Annotated in this window: 22 protein-coding genes; 12 read left to right on the top strand and 10 right to left on the bottom strand. The window is 62.0% G+C overall.

Annotated features, from left to right (window positions below):
- The first annotated feature begins 4 nt into the window (after positions 1 to 4).
- The 3 genes from P3T43_RS04645 to P3T43_RS04655 are packed head-to-tail and all read left to right on the top strand — an operon-like array spanning position 5 to position 3,656.
- Positions 5 to 970, top strand: a complete 966-nt coding sequence (locus tag P3T43_RS04645; RefSeq protein WP_429279863.1) for a VOC family protein — start codon at positions 5 to 7, stop codon at positions 968 to 970.
- Positions 963 to 2,228: an NAD(P)/FAD-dependent oxidoreductase gene (locus P3T43_RS04650; RefSeq protein ID WP_429279864.1), complete on the top strand. Its 1,266-nt coding sequence runs from the start codon at positions 963 to 965 to the stop codon at positions 2,226 to 2,228. Before P3T43_RS04645 ends, P3T43_RS04650 begins: the two co-directional genes overlap by 8 nt.
- Positions 2,229 to 2,252: 24 nt before the next feature.
- Positions 2,253 to 3,656: an MFS transporter gene (locus P3T43_RS04655; protein WP_429279865.1), complete on the top strand. Its 1,404-nt coding sequence runs from the start codon at positions 2,253 to 2,255 to the stop codon at positions 3,654 to 3,656.
- Between the two features lie 436 nt (positions 3,657 to 4,092).
- Here the strand turns inward: P3T43_RS04655 and P3T43_RS04660 are convergent, their stop codons facing one another.
- The 5 genes from P3T43_RS04660 to P3T43_RS04680 all read right to left on the bottom strand — a co-directional run bounded on the left by P3T43_RS04660 (position 4,093) and on the right by P3T43_RS04680 (position 7,447).
- A complete protein-coding gene (locus P3T43_RS04660) occupies positions 4,093 to 4,497 on the bottom strand; it encodes a T6SS effector amidase Tae4 family protein (protein ID WP_429279866.1) in 405 nt (134 codons plus the stop codon).
- 162 nt (positions 4,498 to 4,659) lie between these two features.
- Positions 4,660 to 5,256, bottom strand: coding sequence for a PAAR domain-containing protein (locus P3T43_RS04665; RefSeq protein WP_429279867.1), 597 nt, complete (start codon positions 5,254 to 5,256; stop codon positions 4,660 to 4,662).
- A gap of 110 nt (positions 5,257 to 5,366) precedes the next feature.
- On the bottom strand, positions 5,367 to 5,828 hold the full coding sequence (locus P3T43_RS04670) for an N-acetyltransferase family protein (RefSeq protein WP_429279868.1): 462 nt from the start codon (positions 5,826 to 5,828) through the stop codon (positions 5,367 to 5,369).
- Positions 5,829 to 6,016: 188 nt separating this feature from the next.
- Entirely contained in the window at positions 6,017 to 6,220 is a 204-nt protein-coding gene (locus P3T43_RS04675) for a DUF3562 domain-containing protein (protein ID WP_429279869.1), read from the bottom strand.
- Positions 6,221 to 6,385: 165 nt separating this feature from the next.
- Positions 6,386 to 7,447: a DMT family transporter gene (locus tag P3T43_RS04680; RefSeq protein WP_429279870.1), complete on the bottom strand. Its 1,062-nt coding sequence runs from the start codon at positions 7,445 to 7,447 to the stop codon at positions 6,386 to 6,388.
- A gap of 177 nt (positions 7,448 to 7,624) precedes the next feature.
- Here P3T43_RS04680 and P3T43_RS04685 point away from each other — a divergent pair, with 177 nt between their 5' ends.
- The 4 genes from P3T43_RS04685 (at position 7,625) to P3T43_RS04700 (ending at position 11,241) form a co-directional block, all read left to right on the top strand.
- Positions 7,625 to 8,221 (top strand): lipocalin family protein, encoded by a 597-nt coding sequence (locus P3T43_RS04685; RefSeq protein ID WP_429279871.1) that lies wholly within the window; start codon positions 7,625 to 7,627, stop codon positions 8,219 to 8,221.
- Positions 8,222 to 8,333: 112 nt separating this feature from the next.
- Entirely contained in the window at positions 8,334 to 9,122 is a 789-nt protein-coding gene (locus tag P3T43_RS04690) for a DUF1295 domain-containing protein (protein WP_429279872.1), read from the top strand.
- A gap of 84 nt (positions 9,123 to 9,206) precedes the next feature.
- Complete coding sequence (locus P3T43_RS04695) at positions 9,207 to 10,331, top strand: SAM-dependent methyltransferase (protein WP_429279873.1); 1,125 nt, start codon at positions 9,207 to 9,209, stop codon at positions 10,329 to 10,331.
- Between the two features lie 118 nt (positions 10,332 to 10,449).
- Positions 10,450 to 11,241 (top strand): class I SAM-dependent methyltransferase, encoded by a 792-nt coding sequence (locus P3T43_RS04700; protein ID WP_429279874.1) that lies wholly within the window; start codon positions 10,450 to 10,452, stop codon positions 11,239 to 11,241.
- Between the two features lie 98 nt (positions 11,242 to 11,339).
- Here P3T43_RS04700 and P3T43_RS04705 read toward each other — a convergent pair whose 3' ends face one another.
- The 4 genes from P3T43_RS04705 to P3T43_RS04720 all read right to left on the bottom strand — a co-directional run bounded on the left by P3T43_RS04705 (position 11,340) and on the right by P3T43_RS04720 (position 14,098).
- The gene (locus tag P3T43_RS04705; RefSeq protein ID WP_429279875.1) at positions 11,340 to 12,299 is read right to left on the bottom strand and encodes a CopD family protein; all 960 of its coding nucleotides are present in this window, start codon (positions 12,297 to 12,299) and stop codon (positions 11,340 to 11,342) included.
- Positions 12,300 to 12,301: 2 nt separating this feature from the next.
- Complete coding sequence (locus tag P3T43_RS04710) at positions 12,302 to 12,667, bottom strand: copper resistance CopC family protein (RefSeq protein ID WP_429279876.1); 366 nt, start codon at positions 12,665 to 12,667, stop codon at positions 12,302 to 12,304.
- A 17-nt stretch (positions 12,668 to 12,684) separates the two neighbouring features.
- Positions 12,685 to 13,608: a hypothetical protein gene (locus tag P3T43_RS04715; protein ID WP_429279877.1), complete on the bottom strand. Its 924-nt coding sequence runs from the start codon at positions 13,606 to 13,608 to the stop codon at positions 12,685 to 12,687.
- A 109-nt stretch (positions 13,609 to 13,717) separates the two neighbouring features.
- A complete protein-coding gene (locus P3T43_RS04720; protein WP_429279878.1) occupies positions 13,718 to 14,098 on the bottom strand; it encodes a DUF2946 domain-containing protein in 381 nt (126 codons plus the stop codon).
- A gap of 481 nt (positions 14,099 to 14,579) precedes the next feature.
- Between P3T43_RS04720 and P3T43_RS04725 the strand changes: the two genes are divergently transcribed.
- The 5 genes from P3T43_RS04725 to pip all read left to right on the top strand — a co-directional run bounded on the left by P3T43_RS04725 (position 14,580) and on the right by pip (position 20,788).
- Positions 14,580 to 15,182, top strand: coding sequence for a cytochrome b (locus P3T43_RS04725; protein WP_429279879.1), 603 nt, complete (start codon positions 14,580 to 14,582; stop codon positions 15,180 to 15,182).
- A gap of 115 nt (positions 15,183 to 15,297) precedes the next feature.
- A complete protein-coding gene (locus P3T43_RS04730) occupies positions 15,298 to 16,749 on the top strand; it encodes a glycosyltransferase family 2 protein (RefSeq protein WP_429279880.1) in 1,452 nt (483 codons plus the stop codon).
- 137 nt (positions 16,750 to 16,886) lie between these two features.
- Positions 16,887 to 18,062: a Rieske 2Fe-2S domain-containing protein gene (locus tag P3T43_RS04735; RefSeq protein WP_429279881.1), complete on the top strand. Its 1,176-nt coding sequence runs from the start codon at positions 16,887 to 16,889 to the stop codon at positions 18,060 to 18,062.
- Between the two features lie 315 nt (positions 18,063 to 18,377).
- Positions 18,378 to 19,763: a cysteine--tRNA ligase gene (cysS, locus tag P3T43_RS04740; protein WP_429279882.1), complete on the top strand. Its 1,386-nt coding sequence runs from the start codon at positions 18,378 to 18,380 to the stop codon at positions 19,761 to 19,763.
- Between the two features lie 92 nt (positions 19,764 to 19,855).
- Positions 19,856 to 20,788 (top strand): prolyl aminopeptidase, encoded by a 933-nt coding sequence (gene pip / locus P3T43_RS04745; protein ID WP_429279883.1) that lies wholly within the window; start codon positions 19,856 to 19,858, stop codon positions 20,786 to 20,788.
- Between the two features lie 31 nt (positions 20,789 to 20,819).
- Here pip and P3T43_RS04750 read toward each other — a convergent pair whose 3' ends face one another.
- Positions 20,820 to 21,260 (bottom strand): ester cyclase, encoded by a 441-nt coding sequence (locus P3T43_RS04750; protein WP_429279884.1) that lies wholly within the window; start codon positions 21,258 to 21,260, stop codon positions 20,820 to 20,822.
- Positions 21,261 to 21,559: the final 299 nt, after the last annotated feature.

Below are 21,559 nucleotides of genomic sequence, written 5' to 3' on the forward strand. Positions count from 1 at the left end.
CGACATGACGATTCTTGGCATTGAACAGATTACCTACGGTGTAACGGATCTCGAAACCAGTCGGCGCTTTTTCGCCGACTGGGGTTTGAAAGAGACCGCACACGACGAAACCCGCGCGCGCTTTGAATCGCTGAACGGTTGCACGGTTCTGGTCGTCGACGCGAACGATCCGTCGCTGCCGCCTGCGTTCGAAGAAAGTCCGACGTTGCGGGAAGTGACGTGGGGTGTGGCGACACGCGTTGAACTGGATGCCCTGCGCGGCCGCTTCGCGGGTCAGCCGGGACACTTCGAACACGACGACGCGGTGGGTTGCATCGACCCGAACGGCATGGCAATTCGTGTAGAAGTGACCCGTAAGCGCGAGCTGGAAACGCACGGTTCGCCGTCGAATGTGTGGGGTCAGACGTTACGCGTCAATCAGCCCTCGCCGATCTATGAGCGCGCGGAGCCCGTGGAAGTGGGGCACGTGGTGTTCTTCACGAACAACCTCGCGGAAACGGAAAAATTCTATCGGGAACGGCTGGGCTTCGAAGTGTCCGACCGTTATCCGGACCGTGGCGCGTTCTTGCGCTGCGCGCCGCACGGCGGTCACCACGACCTGTTCCTGCTGGCGCTGCCCAACGGCAAGCGTGGCCTGAATCACGTCGCCTTCACGGTGCGCGATATTCACGAAGTGTTCGGCGGTGGCATGCATATCAGCCGCTGCGGTTGGGACACGCAACTCGGGCCGGGCCGCCATCCCGTGTCGTCGGCTTACTTCTGGTATTTCCAGAACCCGGCCGGCGCATTGATCGAGTACTACGCGGATGAAGACCAGCTCACGCCCGAGTGGCAGCCGCGCGATTTCGAACCGGGCCCGACGGTGTTCGCCGAATGGGCGATCGACGGCGGTATCGACGGCAACACGCGCCGGCAGAAAAACGCCAAGGCGCCGGAAGGCAAGTTCATGACGGAGCGCAAACATGACTGATGCTGCTACTCAACACGCACAGGCGGCGCACGCTGGACTGGAAGCACCGCGTACGATCGTCGTGATCGGCGGTGGCCAGGCGGCAGGCTGGGTCGTGAAGACGCTGCGCAAGGAGGGCTTCGACGGCCGCCTAGTGATGATCGCCGATGAGATCCATTTGCCGTATGAACGCCCGCCGCTCTCGAAAGCGGTGCTGGCGGGAGAGGCGAACATCGACACCGTGCGCCTCGTCAAACCGGACGACTTCGCCGCGCTCGATATCGAGGCATGGCAACCAGACACCGCCAGTTCGATTGACCGCGAGCAACGCGTGGTGCGGACGCATTCCGGTCGCGAAGTGCAGTACGACCGGCTCGTGATCGCCACAGGTGGCGCGGCGCGTCGCTTGCCGGCCGCGTTGGTGAAGACCGCGAACATTGCCTATCTGCGCACGCTCGATGAAGCCGTCGCGCTCGGCGAGCGGCTGCGGGCGAGCCAGGGTGTGCTGGTGATCGGCGGCGGCTGGATCGGGCTCGAAGTGGCGGCAACAGCACGCAAGCTGGGCGTCGCCGCAACCGTGGTGGAAGGTGCGCCGCGTTTATGCGCACGTTCGGTGCCGCCGGTGATTTCGGATTTTCTGGTCGAACTGCATCGCGCCAACGGCGTCGAGGTGCGGCTGAATTCGGGCCTTGTTTCGCTGGACGATCATCCGCACGACGCGCATCGCGTGCGCGCCACGCTGGCCGACGGCACGACACTCGATGCGGACTTCGCGGTCGCCGGGATCGGCCTTACGCCGCATACGGCGCTCGCTGAAACCGCGGGTCTCGCCGTGGCGGACGGCATCGTCGTCGACCATTTCGGCGCGACTTCGGACCCGCGAATTTTCGCTTGCGGCGACGTGGCGAATCATCCGAGCGCGTGGTTGAAGCGCCGTGTGCGGCTCGAGTCGTGGGCAAACGCGCAGAACCAGGCCATCTCCGCGGCGAAAGCGTTGCTCGGCGTTTTCGAAGCGTATGCGGATATTCCGTGGTTCTGGTCCGATCAGTACGACGTGAACCTGCAGATACTCGGCGACATCCCCAACGACGCTCAACTCGCCGTGCGCGGCGATCTGCAGGCCAGGCGCGCGACGCTTTTCTATGTGGAAGACAGCGCGATTCGCGGGGCGATTGCAATCAACACACCGCGCGATCTGAAACTCGCGCGCAAATGGATGAACCAGGGCCGCACGATCGACCTTGCAACTCTGACTGACGCCAGCACGGCGCTCGCGTAACTCTTTTCGGACGGCGATAACGGCATGAGAACCATCGACAACACCATGGGGGACCGCAGCGGCGCCGGTGTCTCAGGCCCTGTGACCCGGGGCTCGATCATTGCGCGTCTGGAACGTTTGCCGGCCAACGCAATGCAGATTCGCGCGCGTGTCCTGATCGGGCTGGCAACGTTTTTCGATGGCTTCGATGTCATCGCCATCGCCGCCACGCTGCCGATCCTGATCCAGAAATGGGCACTCACGCCGTGGGAAATCGGCTTTCTGATTGCGTCGGGATCGATCGGGCAACTGGTCGGCGCGTTCGTGTTCCCCTGCTATGCAGAACGGAAAGGCCGGGTGCGGGCGATCGCGCTGAGCTCGGGGATCATCGGTGTGACGAGTATTGCCTGCGGCTTTGCGCCATCGTTCGCGGTGTTCGTTGTACTACGGATCATCCAGGGCTTGGGTCTCGGCGGTGAGCTACCGGTCGCCGCGACTTACATCAACGAAATCAGCCGGGCGCATGGCCGTGGACGTTTCGTGCTGCTATACGAAATCGTGTTTCCGGTGGGGCTGCTCGCGTCGAATGCGCTGGGCGCGTGGATCGTGCCGCGCTTTGGCTGGCAGGCCATGTATTTCATCGGCGGCATGCCGTTGATCCTGTTCTTCGTGTTGCGCAAACTGGTGCCGGAATCGCCGCGCTGGCTGGCGGAGCGCGAGCGCATGGCCGACGCGGACACAGCCGTGGCGGCATTCGAACGCGCGGCCAAGGGCCCGTTGCCGCCGGTCGAGCATGCCGCGGAATTCGATGCCATGGCGAACCGGCATCCGAAGCGCCGCATCGGCGATCTGTTTGGTCCCGCTTATCTGAAACGCACGCTGGCCGTGGCGATGTTGTGGATAACGTGCGGATTTATCCAATATGGTCTTTCCACGTGGTTGCCGACGATTTATCGCACGGTGTATCACGCACCGTTGCAACTGGCGTTGAATCTGGCGGTGGCGGCGTCAGTGCTGGGCGTACTTGGATCGTTGACGTGTGCGCTGCTGGTCGACAAGGTGGGACGCAAGCCGATTATCAACCTGTCGTTTGTATTGTGTGCCGTGTCGCTGGTGCTGGCGGGTGTGTTGCATAACTCGTCGGTGTATGTCGTTGCCGCGTGCTGCGCGTTTGCGCTCGGTTTCCTCGCATGCGGCTTCATCACGGCTTATGTGTACACCCCGGAGTTGTACCCGACCAGCATTCGAGCGTTTGGGTGCGGCGTGGGTGGCGCGTGGTTGAAGGTGGCGGCGATCTTCGCTCCTGCCATCGTCTCAAAGACGATGGTGGGCGGGCATCTCAACATCGCGTTTTATATTCTCGCCGCCGTCCCGTTCCTCGCTGCTTTGACCGTGCACTTTCTCGGGATCGAGACGAAGGGGAAAGTGCTGGAGCAGTTGGAGGCTTAGGGAGGTCGAGTCAGCTAGCACGTACGTGCAGGGGAAGGGCGCACGGTGGGTGCGCCCATTTTTATTTGGTTTTCACAACCCGGCGGATGTTTGGACCTCTGTCGCTATGGCCAAACGGCACCGTAAAAGCACAGATAAAAGAGGACTGTTCCCAGAGTCAGGACTGACCCAGTCACGAAAGCACGAGATACGGTGAGCGTTCGGGCTTGTGCAAAGTCCACGAGGGCCCAAGTCACGACGGGTGCGAAAATGAATAGAACGATCGCTGCATAGCCGGGCCACGAAACGCTGCAGTGTTCAATATCCCAGCACCTGCGCCAGTGGTCATGAGCGGGTGGCCAAGGGTGGCTCTCTGTGAAGCGGCTAGCGAACAAGGCTGATCGCCAGGAGACCAGAGTCCCTATGACGATACATCCCACAGACCACGCCGCGCGCCTCACTTGATTTCCCAAAAGAGGATTTCCTTGGATTTCGCGAGATCGGAATACCATGCCCGCGACAATCCCATGCGAAGCCGAAAAAACGAGGTGACCCGACCTTCGAGCCCTGGTGAACTCAGTGTGTCCTTGTTCCACAGATCGATGTGATCGCCGGTTGTCTGTCCTTGACTGTCAGTATCGCGGGCCCAGTACCCGGCGAAGTACACGATTCCGGTGCGTTCCTTGATCCGCGCTTGCCAGTTTCGCCCTGTGACGTCTTCGGGTGAAGGCAGTCCAGCGAATGGACGCAACTTTAGCCAGTCTGCCATCTCGCGAGCGCGGAGGGCGGTTCGCTTTCCATCAATTCGAATCTGCTCTTCCCCTCGGAACGATTTCATTTCGACGCCGAGATTGTGCAGCATGATACTCATGCGAATCGCACATTGATTATCAGGGTATGGGGCTTTTTCCAGTCTTGGGGTCGACGAAAGGATCCTCTTCGTCTGGATATGCAGACCATAATTCGTCGAATGTCACTTTCAGCTGCACGACACGGACGGAGTTTGGTATTGAATTCGTTCGGACTACCGTTGATTTGTTCGGCATTCCCGGGCTGTGTCCTGTCTGTCGAGAGCTTCGTCACCCCAATAGATGACGAAGTTTTCGGGACCTTCGGTGTGGACCCGAGGCAACCGTTGATTTCCATCCAGCCGCCCCGAAGAAAATTGTCCATCATCGGTTTCAATCAGATACGGATAACCTTCGCATGACGCGCCCGGCACGGACGCGAGGACCTGTTCATTGAACGTGTATATCAAGGAAGATTGAGAGGGCGCAGCGCGAGGGGACTGGGTGTCGGCCTTGTCAGTACCGTTTCCACAAAACGAGGTCGTGCTCGAAACGGCCAGAACCCGATTTTTCCCGCATGGGCATAGCACGGGATCGCGGTCCTTTACCATGGGTCGGCCTTCGTCCAGCCATGTCGAGCACGTGCCGAATATCGGGAACATACCTTCGCATGTGCCGCAGGTTGCGATGTCGCCCTTGCGCGACATGGGCCTGTCGTTGTCCAAGAACATCGACGATGCGCCACACACGTATCCGCCCGTCGTTGTGCGATCGCCCTTTCCAACAAGTCTATCCACTTTTGGTCTCCTCAGATTTCGGCCGGCTTCACGCATCGCATCGAAGCGCGTAGCGGAAGAACAAACGGCAATCTGAGCAGGACAAAATATATCGGATATCGAAATTGTCCGAAAACGGAGATGTTGTAAGTCGGCGGCGCGGGCTTTTACAACGCCTTACGATAAACCACAAACCCCGATCGGTCGGCGACGCCGTCATAGAGCTTCATCGCCGTCTGATTGGTCTCGTGGGTTTGCCAATACACACGGCTCGAGCCATCGGTCTTCGCCCGTTCATAGACCGCTTCGATCAGCGCACGTCCTACGCCTTTGCCGCGCTCGGTCTCCAGCGTATAGAGATCCTGCAAATAACAGATCGGGCCGGCCATTGTCGTGTGCCGATGATAGAGAAAGTGCACGATACCGAGCAGTTGGCCGTCGCGCTCCGCAACCATCGCATGCATCGGCTCATAACCATCGAAAAACCGCCTCCACGTTAGGAGCGTGATGTCGCGTGACAGCGCGGTTTCGCCGGAGCGTCCGTAGAAAGCGTTATACGCGTCCCATAGCGGCAACCAGGCGGGGAAGTCGTCGGTGGCTACGGGCCGAATGCGAAAAGATTGCGTCACGTGCGGGGCTCCTTGTTGGCGTGTCGTGGCGAGTAGCACGACCACCCCGTCAGCTTAAGAAATTTATGGCGCCATTGTTAGCTCCACGCGGCCACGAAAATATGGGGCCACGCATCGGGACTAGAACCTGTTGGTGTCGAACTTCACGGAGCAACGCGTAGCGCGCCTGGACGCGATATGCCGCAGCGCTAGTTCTTCCTGTTTGCGGAATGCCGTAGCCGGTCGCGCACTTTCTTGGCAACCAGTAGCGGCATGTAATCGAACACGCGTGCGTCAGTCTTGTAGTCGGCCAAAGTATCGGCGTAGATCTTCGAGACCGTTTCCGCGGGCGTATTGGTTTCCGCGGCAATGGCCTGTACAACTTCGTCAACGTTGGTCTGAGGCTGAGCCATGTGGTTCTCCGGGTTTGGCGAGGGGCAAATTGCAAACAACAGGAGTTCCATTACAGGACGTGCCCGGCGATCCTGCCAATTGAATCGCTCTATGACGTAACAGCCTGCTACACGATCTGGCTTGCAATCGCGAAAGGGACCGATCGCAAGCCGCGATGCTGCCGTTCAGTGCGAGTGAAGATGATGAATATCTGGGAAATGCGCGTGCGAATGCGTGATCGGAAGATGGTGGTGCGGATGCGAATGAGGTTCTTGACCGTCCCACTCGAAATCATGCTCGTGCTGGTGATGTTCATCGTGACGGTGCCGATGATTGTGTTCCAGCGCGCGATGCGTATGCGGATGATCGTGGCGTTCGCGGATATGCAGCCAGATACCGAGCGCCATGAGCGCTGCCGCGACCCAGAACAGGAGCGGGGGCATTTCGGGCCACAGGATCAGCGAGAGCGTGACGCCGAACAGCGGCGCCACCGAAAAATACGCGCCGGTGCGTGCCGTGCCGAGATTGCGCAGCGCGACCACGAACAGCACGAGGCTGACCCCATAGCCTGCGAAGCCGGTCAGCATGGCCGCCGCCATGGTGGCGATATGCGGCAATCGCGCGCCTAGCAGCAACGCGATCGCAAAGTTCACCGAGCCGGCAACCAGTCCTTTCAGACAGGCGATCACCATCGCGTCGTGGGTTGAGACCTTGCGCGTGAGATTGTTGTCGATCGCCCAGCACCCGCATGCTGCGGCGACCAGCATGGCGCCGAGCGGCCAGCCCCCAGCGCCGGGATGCCACGATAACGCCACCCCGCCCGCGACAATCGCGACCATGCCGAGAAACACCTGGATATCGACGTTCTCACGGAAGACGAGCCATGCAATCAACGCAGTGAAAACACCTTCGAGGTTCAAGAGCAGCGAACTGGTGGCGGCTGGCGTCGAGTTCAGGCCGAGCATCAACAACGCGGGACCGGCAACGCCGCCGGTGACGATTGCGCCGAGCAGCCATGGGACTTCGCGCAGCGGAATGTGTCCTGCGTTGGCCTGCTCGCGCGTGCTACGTGCGATCCGGCGCACGAGGATGGTGACGGCAAGACCGATCCCGCTGCCGAGATAAAACAACCCCGCCACCATGAAAGGGGACAGTGTGCCGAGTAAGGCCTTCGCTAGCGGTGTGGTTGCACCGAAAAGCGCCGCGGCGAGCAGCGCAGTAAAGGGGGCGTTGAGACGGGCTGACATGGTGAGAGATCTCGTACTGCGCGCAGTTTGCGGTGGGCGGCGGCGCGATGAAGAGTGCTGGATTCACACACAGTGTAGCAATCCGTTCGGTGGACCGTGACGGCGTTAGCAGGCGGGTGCATCCGCCTGCGTGTCCTGAGCGTAATAAGACATATCGTCACGACGTCCGAGGCCACCATGCGCCGCTTTGCTTGTGTTGCTGCCGCCGTTTTCCTGCTGTCGATGCTGAACGCCTGTTCCGCCGAGCCACCCAATCCCAATCCGCGCGCCAGTGTGCCGCTTCAGAGCGTGCCGGTCGATTTGCCGCGTTACATGGGACGTTGGTACATCATCGCCAACATTCCGTACTTTGCCGAACGGGACTTCGTCAACAGCTACGCGGAATGGAAATTGCGCCCGGATGGGAAGATCGAGGACTCGTATTTCGCTCACAAAGGCAGTTTCAACGCGCCGTTGAAGCACTATCAGTTCCTCGATACACCGGTGCCCGGCAGCGGGGGCGGACAGTGGAGCGTGCAGGTGTTCTGGCCGGTCCGCTTCACCCAACTCACGCTGTATGTGGATCCGGACTACCGTTACACGATCCTCGGCTATCCGGGCAAGACCCTCGGCTGGATTTTCTCGCGTGACCCCGATATGAGCGACGACACGTATCACGCCATGCTGGCGAAACTCGACGCGTTGGGCTACGACACCTCGCGCTTCAAACGGGTGCCGCAGCGGCCCGAACAGATCGGCATGCCGGGCTTTGCGTCGCCGGGAGACAAGAACTAGCGCCGGGCGGCACGCTGCCTCGCGGGCCGCCCGCTGCCTTGCTGCCCCGTGGATCGCATCCATTGCCCATTTGCGTGCGTATAAACCTGCATCGCCCCTCCCCGAGGATGCCATGCCGCCTGTCGCTGCCGCCGTGATTGCCCTGATTGGGCTGATCCTCGTGTTTTCCGCCGTCTGGGCATGGCAGCTCCGCTCGGAAAACGCGGGCATGGTCGATCCGGTCTGGGCGTATTCGCTCGGCGCTGTCGCGGTGCTCTATGCGGTGCTTGGCACGGGCGATCCTTCCGCTCGTGCGCTCGCCGCACTCGGCGGGCTGATCTGGGGCGCGCGCCTAGGGACGCATCTGTGGCGGCGCAATTTCGGCCAGCCGGAAGATGCCCGTTACCGGCGTTTTCGCGAGGAGTGGGGCGATGCCGCGCCGCGCCGGATGTTCTGGTTTTTCCAGCTGCAAGTGGTGATTTCGCTGCTGCTTTCGGCCGCTTTTCTGGTGCCGGCCTATCGCTCGAGCGAGCCGGCCGCGATCTGGATCCTGCTGGCGGTAGCGGTCTGGATCGTCTCGGTGACGGGCGAAGGGCTCGCGGATCGTCAGTTGCGCCGTTTCAGGGACGATCCGTCGAACCACGGCAAGGTTTGCCGTGTGGGCTTGTGGCGCTACTCGCGGCACCCGAACTACTTTTTCGAATGCGTGCACTGGGTGTCGTACCTCGTGCTGTCGATCGGCTCGCCGTGGATCTGGCTGACGTTTCTGCCGCCCGTGCTGATGGCGTGGTTGTTGCTCAAGCTCTCGGGCATCCCGTTGCTTGAAGCCAGCCTGGCGAAAAACCGCGCCGGCTACGCCGAATATATACGCACCACGAACGCCCTGATTCCCTGGCCGCCGCGCCGCTCGACAGGCGACTAGCTGCCGGATCCATTCGACGATGTCACGACTAGACCCCTGCGATGCCGGTCAAGCCGGCGCTGCGACAGACAAGGAGCCCGTTTCATGAGCCTCTCGACGCTTGACCGGAACGCAGCCGCACCTGCATCCGCTTCCGCTTTTGCTTCCGCCAACTCCGATGACGGCTGGCTGATCCGCTGCTGTGAGCGCGGCTGGCTACCGGACGCGCTGATCCGGTTCGGCATGCGTCGACTCATGGCTCAGCGCCTGCGAGACGAGGGCATCGGCGATGGCGAGTTGCGTGCGCAACGGCTCAATCGTCTGCTCGACGAGTTACGCGCGAGTCCAATCGCGATTGAAACCCAAGCCGCCAACACGCAGCACTACGAAGTCCCCGCATCGTTCTTTCATCTGCATCTCGGAGCGCATCTGAAGTATTCATGCTGTCTCTATCCGGAAGGCAACGAGACGCTCACGCAAGCTGAAACAGCGATGCTCGAACTGTATGCGCTTCGCGCCGAACTGGCAGACGGTCAGCGTGTGCTCGATCTCGGTTGCGGCTGGGGTTCGTTGTCGCTGTGGCTCGCAGCACGTTATCCGAATTCGCAGATCGTCGCGCTATCGAACTCGCACGGCCAACGTGCATTTATCGAAGGCGAGGCGGCCGGGCGCGGTCTGACGAACCTCGAGGTTGTCACCGGCAATATCGTCGATTTCGAATTCTCCGGCGACCAACTCGCGGGCGGCTTCGACAGGGTGGTGTCGATCGAGATGTTCGAGCATATGAAAAACTATGGACTCCTGCTCGCCAGGATTGCGCGCTGGATGCGCGACGACGCGAAGCTGTTCGTGCATATCTTCGCGCACCGCACCCTGGCGTATCACTTCCAGGTGAAGGACGGCAGCGACTGGATGTCGAAGTACTTTTTCACCGGCGGCACGATGCCTTCGAACGATCTGCTGCTCCACTTCCAGGACGATCTGCGTATGGAGCGACAGTGGTGGGTCAGCGGCACCCATTACGAGCGCACAGCGAACCAGTGGCTGGCCGCGCTCGACGCCGTCAAAGATCGCGTGATGCCGATGCTCGTCGACACCTACGGCTCACACGATGCGGGGATCTGGCTGCAGCGCTGGCGCATGTTCTATATGGCCGTTGCCGAACTTTTCGGCTATGCGAACGGCAACGAGTGGGGCGTCGGGCATTACCGCTTCGAAAAGCGGCATTGAACGGGCGCGGTCCGGCCGCGCCCGCGTCTCGACAGCCAATGCAGCACCGCGTCATACTTTGTGACCCGCGCGCCGCCGCATGTCCTGTTGCATTGGCGCGACTTCAACGGATCCGTCCATGACCACGCCCATCCCCTTTGTGCCCGATCGCTTCAAGAACAATGCCGCTCACTACCTGGGCGGCCGCCCGGCTTATTCGCCGCGCCTGATCCGGCGCGTGGCCGAGGTATGCAAGCTCGACGGCACGCAGCGGCTGCTCGACCTCGGCTGCGGACCGGGGCAACTTTCGCTGGCGTTTTCATCATGGGTGAGTAGTGGCGTCGCGCTCGATCCCGAGCCGGCCATGCTGCGCATCGCGGCTGAGCTTGGGCTGGGCATTGCGCCGAATATCGAATACCGGCTAGGCAGCTCGTACGATCTGTCGCCGGATTGGGGCGCTTTCCAGCTTGCCGTGGTAGGCCGTGCCTTTCACTGGATGGACCGGCCCGACACGCTCGCACGACTGGCTCAATTGATCGTCCCCTCGGGCGCGGTGGTGCTGTTTGCCACCTCGCAACCCGACGACGCAGCGACCCCGTGGCAAGCGCCCTACCGCGCGCTGCTCGATGAGTACGCGCAAACGGATCCAGCGCGCGAGCAACGCAAGTCGGATAGTTGGGAGAGCCACGAGAGCGTGTTGCTGAAGTCGGCGTTTGCTGCGCTGGAGCGTGTGTCGATCATCGAGAGGCGGCGCGTGACGCTGGACTCGCTCATGGCGCGAGCGTTGTCGATGTCGAGCCTCTCGCGCGAGCGCCTCGGTTCCCAACTCGATGAACTGCTGGAACGCGCGCGACAGTTGCTGGAGCCGCACGCGGCGGACGGCTGGCTCGACGAGCACGTGGAATCGATCGCGCTGATCGCGCGACGTTGAACGCGGAGGGCGGGTCGCCATGCGCCAGGACGACCAGGCGGGCGTGCGTTGTCAAGAGGCGTCGAGCGGATGCCGGCGTTCTCATGCCGCCATCACGCTCACATCTGACCGCCCGAAGGCGAAGTGTGGCCCAGTATGCCGGCCACGGCGAGGACGGCGACCATCGTAAAGGCTTCGAGTATCAGAAGCCGGTCGAAGCTGCGCTGTGCAGCGCGATACGCCGGACCGTCCGCCGCAGCCGTGTGTTGCAGGCGAGGCAGATAGATCATGCGGTTGTAGCCGCCTAGCAGTACCGCCAGCGCGACGCATACCAGCTTGAGCGTCAGCACATGTCCGTACAGCACATTGAGCAAAGGCGTGGTGAGGTGGGCCGTATCCTGCGTGGCGTTATAGATGCCGGTCACGATCACCACGGCGAGCGCGATGGTCGCCAGATGCGACAACCGGGTACAAAACGCCGCGCGGTCTGCCGGATTGGCGGCGGTCAGCCCGAGGGCCTCCCCCGTTATCACTTTGGACAACGCAGCATTCCATCGCCACAGCAGCGGTGCCGCGACCATGACGCTGCCGGCCCACAATGCCGTCGCCGCCAGATGCAGGACGTGCACCGCTTCACGTAGCGTGAAATCGCCCGTATCGGCAGCGTGACTGGCGGCAGCCTTGCCCGCCACATAGACGACCATGCCCACCGACGCCAGCCACCACGCCGTGCGGCCCGACTGTGCGCCAGCGAAGCAAGCCAGCAGCGCGCCAGCGAAACCGACGGTCCACGCAATCCCGAAGTGCGATTGCGTCAACACCGCACTGACGGCAGGACCCGCCTCGCCGAACGGCGCCCCGCTCATGACAGCCGCTTGCAGCCACAGGTACAGGCCGCAGGCAGCCACCAGCATGCCAAGCGCGCCGAGTCGCGAGCGGCCGAGCGCAGCGGCAGCAGCCGGGCAACGCTGCGATGACCGGCCGAGCATCGCACTGCAGACGAGCGCGCCGGCCGCCACCGCGAACAGCACGTCTTGCGTGGCAGCGACGACGATCTGTACGACGACGAGCGGATCCACCGTTACTTCACCTTGAAGGTGTAGTGGCCTTGCGTACGGTGTCCGTCGTCCGCCACGGCGACCCATGCGACCGAGTAGTCGCCGGGTGTCAGCGGGTTGAGCGCCACCGACATGTGCTTGGTATTCGACGGATCGACCACGGCTTTGCCGCTGGTCACGGATTTGCCCTGCGCATCGGTGACGGCGATCGAGCTGAAGGCCGGCTCCAGTGCATCATCGAAATCGATCGCGACGTCCTTTTGCGAAGTGGTCGCGGTGGCGCCGGCGGATGGCGCCTGATGCGTCGGGAAGGCGTGTGCGTGCGCCAGCTGGCACCCTGCAATCAGCAGTGCGGCAACGCTTGCGCGTGCGGTGGTGTGGAGTTTCATGAGAGCGGTATCCTGGATCAGAAAAGAGGTTTGCCGATGGAGCGCGGCAGGATGTCGTCGAGGAACAGGTGGGCGTCGAACAGGACCCCGACATGGTTGCCGGACAGATGATTCACGGGAATCTGTGCTTCGACGCCGAACTGCCCCCAGCGGTTGAGCCACAGCACGCCGGGATTGAGGGTCCCGGTGGTTTGCCCCGCACAGGCGCCCGCCGTGCACGTGGCCATCGGCGCTTCGACTACCAGATACGCGCCGCCGAGCGGTTGCGGAAGTCCCAAGTCCTTCACGTGATCTTGCAGGTACGGGATGCTGTATTGCAGCGTCGTGCCCCAGCCGAACGAGTTGGGTCCCAGCGCTGATGACGCGGTGGTCAGGTTCGGCCCGATCTCGGCGGTGACTGCGAACGGCTTCAGGTAGTCGAGCGACGCGGGCAGGTCGCCGAAGCCTTTACCGAAATAGACCGTGGGCGAAAAGGTCGAATACGAGTTTGCAATCGACCTGGCGCCCGTGCCGCCAATTTCCGTCTCGAGCCCGACCGACGCCATGAACTCATGCTGCGCGTTCGCGTAGAGCAGGTATTTCACGCCCACCGTCACATTGTCCCAACCCTTGGCTGAGCCGCCGTTCGGATCGTTCTGGCTGACGTACTGGCTGGCAACGCTGAACTGGAAATTCTGCGTGATCGTCTTGTCCCACTCGTACGAGACGGTATTCACGTTCATGTTGATGCCATTGTCGTCCGGGGTCTTGATGTGGCCGAACTGGGTGTCGAATTCATCGGAGACGCCGGGGTCGTCGACCGTCATCGTGGCAGGGAAGACGCGGTCGCCCACCACCGCATGGGCCGAGGCAGCCGGCGAACCGGCGAGACACGCCGCGCCGGCGGCCGCCATGAAGGCGGCGCGTGTGGGCGCCGCGTGTCGTTTAAAAAACGTACGCATGATCTGATTCTTCTCCGATCGTCCTGGTCATTCACCGCGCACCAGCGAGTGTGCGGCGACATTCCGCGGCTGCTCGCGCAGCGCGGATACGGTTCGTGCAAAGATCGACTCAGACGGGAACGGGAGGTGCGCGCGGCTGCGCCGCGCTATAAAAGAGAGGGACGTAGGCGGTGACGCGCGTGAGCGCAACCGGCGCGCGGGTGACCGATAGCTCGGCGGCAAATACGCTAGCCGTGCCCGGCAGCACTGGCGCGTGAGCGAGCGTGCCGCAATACGCGCAGGCTTGCCAGTGGAACGCGGAGGAGTGGGATGACTTGCTGTCGTGCGCGAGCGGACTGTCGGCCGGGTCTGCGGAGCAGTAGGTGGCGAGCGCGTTGCCTAACCGGTCGTGTGCTGCGAGCGCCTGTGAGATGGTCGGCGCGAGCGTGCTCATCAGGATTGCAAGCAATCCCAACAAACTGCCGATTTTCTGGAGGCGGAGACGAAGCATGCTGCGCGTCGAGCACGAAAGGAGCCAATGACTGGCGCCGATTATGCCACGCAGCCCGCGATGAAACTACGCAACCAACACATGTCCGGCATCTTGCGCGTGTGAGTTTTCGAGCGGGCGGTGACAACCCGTAACGGGCGCGTTGAGCGACTGGCCGACGCGTGCGGCCGTTTCATAGGAAGATTATGGTTTTGGCAGCGTTTCGCGCAGCGTGGCGGCAACGTTCGTAACGTGCGCAACGCAAGCAAGGCCCATTGCCGGGCGGAGTGCGCAATGCGGCGATCTGTCGCGGTAACAGGCGGACATGATTTCGCGCGCTGGACTGGGAATAAATCTGCGCGGCGCAGCGTTTGTATGAATAGTCGCGGTCGTGTTGCACGCAATCGTCGTGTATGCAAACGCCGATGGTTATCCACTTCATTTCGCCGGTTTGATTTCAGGCAGCTTTCGCATTAGCGCACCCTTTCGGACGGAATTACCGATGAGCACTCAGGCCAACTCTCCCCTTACCGACACGACCAGCGTGCACCCGGCAACGCGCTACACGCGCACAGCCATGGTGCTGCACTGGATCATCGCGATCCTTATCCTCTGCAATGTGGCGCTGGGATTGAGCGCCGATTCGCTGCCCGACGACTGGGTGCGTCCCGTGATCGACACGCACAAGTCGATCGGCATTACCGTGCTCGGTCTCGTGCTGCTGCGCATCCTCTGGCGCGCCTCGCATCGGCCGCCGCCGCTGCCGGCGGCGTTTCCCTCGTGGGAGCGAATCGCGGCGCACGTTGCACATTTCCTGCTGTATCTGCTGATGATCGCCCTGCCGCTGTCCGGCTGGTTGCACGACTCGGCCTGGAAAGGTGCCGCAACGCATCCGATGCATCTGTTCGGCCTCGTCCCATGGCCGCGTATTGGCTACGTGATGAACCTCGATCCGGTTTTGAAGGAGTCCTTGCACGACCGCTTCGGCGCATTGCATACGTGGCTCGGTTACGCGCTCTATGCATTGCTGGCGATGCACGTGGGCGGCGCACTGAAACACGAGTGGATCGATCGCAAATCCGTATTAAAGCGCATGATTCCCTAAGGTCCGCGCTTGGCCGCGATTTTGCGCCGACTGTTTTACTCGCTGCTTGCGTCCGCGGATTCGCCGCCCGGCAGGTTCCACCATCAACCCAGTATTGACGGATTTTGCAGCTATTTTGAAGAGAACTCTGGAACAAGCTTTGGCGCTCGCATCGCCCCGAATCGTGCCGCGCCCCACCACGCTGTTGAGCACGTTGATCCATCTGGGCGTCGTCGCGCTGTGGTTGCTGCTGTTTGCGCGCGCGTTTTTCCTGCAGGGCGTGGTGGCGTGGTCGACCGGGATTGCGTACGTGGTCTACGATACTTTGCTGCTCGCTTTCGTCACGCTCAAGACGTTGCCGCTCATGCGGCCGCTGAAGCCGCTCGATCCGGCATCGGACCGGCGTGACTTGCCGTCCATGGGCGTGATCGTCGCCTCGCACAACGAAGCGTCCGTGTTGCCGGTCACGCTCGCCGCGCTGCTACGGCAAACGCACGGTCCCGCGCAAATTGTGATTGCGGACGACGGCTCGACCGATGAAACCAGCGCATTGCTGACCGGACGCTTCGGCCTGAAGGCGGCGCCGGACGGCCAACTGAGTGCGCCCAGTTCGCTTCACCCGAACCTGTACTGGCTGCGCGTGCCGCACGGCGGCAAGGCGCGTGCACTCAATGCGGCCATCACGGAGATGACCACGGAGACCGTGATGACGGTCGACGCGGACACGCTGCTCGACGACGGCGCCACCTACGCAATGCGCGTAGCCTTCGCGGATGAGCCGAAACTGGTGGCGGCGGCGGGCATCCTGGTACCGGTCTGCGGCAAGAGCGTGTCGGGACGTCTGTTCCAGTGGTTCCAGACGTATGAATACATGCGCAACTTCGTTGCCCGCTTTGCGTGGATGCGAGCCGACAGCCTGCTGCTCATCTCCGGCGCGTTTGCCTCGTTCAAGCGCGCGGCGCTCGTCGAAGTGGGCGGCTTCGACCCGCAGTGTCTGGTGGAAGATTACGAGCTGATCCATCGGCTACGCCGCTATTCGGTCGATCATGGGCTCGGCTGGGATGTGCGCGTCGTGGGCGATGCGCAGGGACGAACCGATGCGCCCGGCACGCTCGGCAGTTTCCTGCGGCAACGGCGCCGCTGGTTTGCGGGGTTTTTGCAGACGCAATACTGGAATCGCGACATGACCGGCAATCCGCGTTATGGCACGCTCGGCATGCTGATGTTGCCCGTCAAGGCGGTCGACACGATGCAGCCGATCTACGGCCTGACCGCGTTTGCGCTGCTGCTCGCCTTTCTGTTTGGCGGGCATGGGACGCTGGTGCTGTCGATTTTCGGGGTTATCGGCGCCAAGACGGCCATCGATCTGGCCTACTACCTGTGGTGCATTCATCTGTACCGCCGCTGGACGGGTCAACGGGTCGGTTCGAGCCTGTGGATGGCCATGTTGGCGGCGATCGCCGAGCCGTTCACGTTCCAGTTGCTGCGTCATACCGGCGCCCTGATGGGCTGGCTGCACTTCTTGCGTGGCGGCCGCGTGTGGGGCGCGCAGCGCCGCTCGGGGCTGGTGGCGCACGACGAGGGTTGAAGAGGGGCGGTAAACCCTTTGTATTGTTACTGTCAAAACATGGATTGCGCACCTTCTAGTAGACTGACTTCCTATGTAGGTTTTCCCGTGCAAGTTACGGGCCCACTCAAGTTTCAGTCTACCAGGAGGCGTCGCCCATGCATGTAGTTCCTTCGCTGGACAGCACCACCATCGATGCGCCTACCGAGGCACCGGCCGAAGCAGCCGATGACATATCCACGGAGGCGCTCAGCGGCGCGCCGGTACGCGATCTGCGCCGCGTCCCCATTCATCCCGACTATTGGTATCCACTGGCATGGTCGCGCGAGGTCAAGCGCGGCAAGGCGCACGGCGTAACGTTCGCCGGCGAGCCGATCGTGCTGGTGCGTACCGAGTCAGGCAAGGCGTTCGCGCTGGAAGACCGTTGCGCGCACCGCCAGGTGCCGCTGCACGGCGGGGTGGTGGAGGGTGAAACGATCCGCTGCTGCTACCACGGCTGGACCTACGATTGCTCGGGCCGCTGCGTCGATATTCCGTATCTGGGCCGCGAGCGTTTGCCCAACGGCGTGCGGTCGTATCCGTGCCGCGAGGAGCAGGGGCTGATCTTCGTGTTCCCCGGCAATCCCGCGCTCGCCGAGGCGCAGCCGTTGCCGCCGCTTGCCTCGTTGGGCGATAAGGCCTACAAGACGCGCCGCTTCGGCCGCGAAGTGAAGTGCCATTATTCGTTCATGCACGAAAACCTGATGGACATGAACCATCAGTTCCTGCACCGCAAGCAGATGGGCCAGATGCGGGCGCGTTCGCTGGGACGCCGGCGCGGTGACGACTGGGTCGAAGTGGACTACACGTTTGCGCGCATGGCGGGCGAGCAGCCGATCGGCGAGGCGCTGGTGTTCGGCCAGAGCCGCAAAGGTACGCAAGGCGCGGATAAGGACGTGATGACGATCCGCACGCAATATCCGTATCAGACGCTGCAGATCCGCACCTCGGACTCGACCCTGGTGATGAACCTGTGGATCGTTTATGTGCCGGTCGATGCCGAGCAGCGCACCAATCGTACCTTCGGGCTGCTGTCTATCCGGAAGCCGGGCATCCCCGTTCTGCTGGATATGGCGTGGCCGCTGCTGGTCTGGTTTACCGAGCGCATTTTCAAGGAAGACCGCTGGATCGTCGAACGTGAGCAGGAAGCGCACGACCGGCAAGGGGCGGACTGGAATCACGAGGTGTTCCCGGTCATCAACGAACTGCGCGCGTTGTTGCGCGAGCGCGGTGCGGCGCCGTCCGCGGGTCACTTCAAGGGCGTGCGGATTGGGCCTGCTGAAGCGACAACGTAACGAGGTTTGGTTCGCGTTTGCGTCTGCGGTCGCGTTGCCCGGGTCGCGTAGTGGCCGGCGTTACACGTCCTACCAGCCAACCCGATTGACCAGAACATCGACGCACGTTAGCATCGTCTCATGAACTTCACCGCCCGCTCTCTCGTCCGCTTCACCCACGCATGCTGTCAAAGCCTGCCAGAGGGAGCTTGCGTCTAGCGCTTCGCGTTAGGTCACGTCCGAGCAAGTCCCCGAAGGCCACCCGTTGAAAAACAGGTGGCCTTTTTGTTTTTTGCGCTTCTCAACGCATTCAACGCTCACTCCACGGAAATTCCGATGTCTCTCGCCCTGTACGACACCTGGTCGCGCGCTGTGCGCCCGTTCGCTGCTTTGCAAGCCAGTCACGTGGGTCTGTACTGCTGCGGACCGACGGTGTACGACCACGCGCATATCGGCAATCTGCGGACCTATGTGTTCGAAGACGTGCTGCGGCGCGTGCTCGAACTGAACGGCTACGCGGTGCGGCACGTCGTCAATATCACCGACGTCGGCCATCTCGTCTCGGATGCCGACGAGGGCGAAGACAAGATGGAAAAGGGCAGCCGGCGCACGGGCGCATCGGCGTGGGAGATTGCCGAACGCTATACCCGCGCCTTCATGAGCGACTGGCAAGCGCTCAATCTGCTCGAACCGACTCTGTGGTGCCGCGCGACGGACCATATCGCGGAGCAGATCGCCTTTATCGCCGAGCTGGAGCGCAACGGCTATACGTACCGGACGAACGACGGCGTCTACTTCGACACCAGCCGACAGGACGACTACGGCTATCTGGCGCGTCTCGATCACGCGGGCTTGCAGCCCGGCAAAAGAGTGGCGCTGGGCGAGAAGCGGCGTGCGACCGATTTTGCCGTGTGGAAATTCAGTCCCGCCGGTTCGACGCGGCAAATGGAGTGGGACAGTCCGTGGGGACGTGGCTTTCCTGGTTGGCATATCGAGTGCTCGGCGATGTCAGCCAGGTATCTGAGTCCGTGGTTCGACATTCATTGCGGCGGCGAAGATCACATCGCCGTGCATCACAGCAATGAAATTGCGCAGACGCAGGCGTGCCACGGCACACGGCTTGCCAACTTCTGGATGCACGGTCACTTTCTGATGCACGACGCCGGCAAGATGGCGAAATCGAATGGTGACTTTCTGCGGCTGCGGAGTCTGACTGAACGTGGGACCGACCCGCTTGCCTATCGCTATCTTTGCCTGAGCGCACATTACCGCAGCAAACTGCGTTTCAATTGCGAGGCGCTCGATGCTGCGCAAGCCGCGTTGGACAGGCTGCGCAAAGCGTATGCAAGCTGGCCTGCGGGCGGCGGGGCGGACGCAGGGTTTGTCGCGCGTTTTCGTGCCGAGGTCAATCAGGATCTGAACGTGCCGCGTGCACTGGCCATTGTCTGGGAGGTCGTGCGAAGCGATCTGCCGGCGGCGACGCGACGGGCGACGATCGATGCCTTCGAGCCCGTGCTTGGCTTGCGGCTCGCCGATTGGCAGGCGCAGGCATTCGAGATTCCGGAGCATGTCGCCGCGCTGGCTCAGCAGCGTGACAAGGCTCGCGTGGATAGGGCGTGGGGTGAGGCCGACCGCCTGCGCGAGAAGTTGAAAGCGGCGGGTTGGCAGGTGGACGATGGTATGGACGGGCAACGGCTGCGTCCGATCGATGGGGCGACATAGCCCAGCATGCCGCCCACCATTGCGCACGCCCAGCGCGGCATGTATCTTGACGATGAACCATCCGGCACTCACCCCTCGGAATCCAATCACTCATGTACCCATCAATCGAACCCTATCAGCACGGATTTCTCGATACCGGCGACGGACACCAGGTCTACTGGGAGTTGTGCGGCAATCCCAACGGCAAGCCTGCGGTCTTTCTCCACGGCGGGCCCGGTGGCGGTTGCAGCACGGAGCACCGGCGCCTGTTCGACCCGGCGCGCTACAACGTGCTGCTGTTCGATCAGCGCGGGTGTAACCGCTCCAAACCGCACGCCAGTCTGGACAACAACACAACGTGGGATCTCGTCGCGGACATCGAGCGGTTACGCGAGATGGTGGGCGTCGATCAATGGCTGGTGTTCGGCGGTTCGTGGGGTAGCGCGCTCGGCCTCGCTTATTCGGAAACGCATCCAAAACGGGTCACTGCGTTGATCGTGCGGGGCATCTTCACGATGCGCCGTGCCGAATTGCTGTGGTACTACCAGGAGGGCGCGTCGTGGCTGTTTCCGGATCTGTGGGAGGGCTTCCTCGCGCCGATTCCCGTCGAGGAGCGCGGTGACCTGATGGCGGCCTATCGCCGTCGCCTGACCGGCGATGATGAAGCGGTGAAACGGCAAGCCGCACGCGCGTGGAGCTTGTGGGAGGGGCGCACGATCACCTTGCTACCGAGCCCTGAACTGGAGCAGCATTTCGGCGACGACGAGTACGCGCTCGCCTTCGCGCGGATCGAAAACCACTACTTCGTCAATGACGGCTTCGTCGAGGAAGGGCAATTGCTTCGGGATGCCAATCGTCTTGCGGAGATTCCCGGCGTCATCGTGCAAGGCCGGTACGACGTGGCCACGCCGGCGCGCACGGCATGGGATCTATCCAAGGCGTGGCCGAAGGCGAGCCTGCAGATTGTTGCCGACGCCGGACACGCCTATAACGAACCCGGCATTTTGCAGGCCTTGATTGCCGCAACGGACCGGTTTGCGGATTAGGCAAAAGGGCATTCGCTTGCAATCAGGTTATTCAGTTCTGCCCAAGACTTTTGGGCAATTCACCCAATTGCCGGAACACGGAAAGCCAGTCTTCAAGGTGCCATGTTTTTGCCACGAAACTTCCGCGCATCTGGTGGAATGAGTGAATCGCGAATTTGATGCGTTTGGAACTTGCAGCAATGCCCAGCAGCTCGCCGGATTGAGTGCCATTGATTTCCGCCCGAACGCCCACGCGGTCTTCATGCACCAGCACGTCGAGAAGGGTGATTTTCATATCAGGAAGCGCCGTCGCGAGATCCTGGAAGAGTGGGGTCATCTGGTCGGGCCCTGGCGCCGCCCCGCGCGGCTCCGGGAGATATTCCCAGTCCGGGGTGACAACCGCGCGCAACAAGGCAACGCTTTTTTTCTCGAAGGCCTCATAGAACGCCTCAATGGCTGCGTGCACGGCCTGCTCGCCTGGGCTCAAGCTCATGATCGCTTACTCCTGAAGAATGCTCGACAAAACGCTTCGTAAGCATGCGCTTGATGTTCGGCATCAGGCAAGGGCTTTGCGAAAAATTGGCGGGTAGTCGCTAGCCGTCGACGAGCGGTATTTGCGTCGCGCACGCACGGCGAGATAGCCGGCTTTATGAGCTTTAGCGACTCACAGGAAACAGTGCATCTCTGCGACGTAGCTAATGCGCCACCCAGACGAGCGGATAATTGTGGCTTGCTCCGCGCGCTGTGGTTTCTTCGCGGCAAGCGCGTGGATAGGCTCTGTGGCGATGACAT

Source organism: Paraburkholderia sp. GAS41 (genome assembly GCF_050436545.1).
GTDB lineage: Bacteria > Pseudomonadota > Gammaproteobacteria > Burkholderiales > Burkholderiaceae > Paraburkholderia.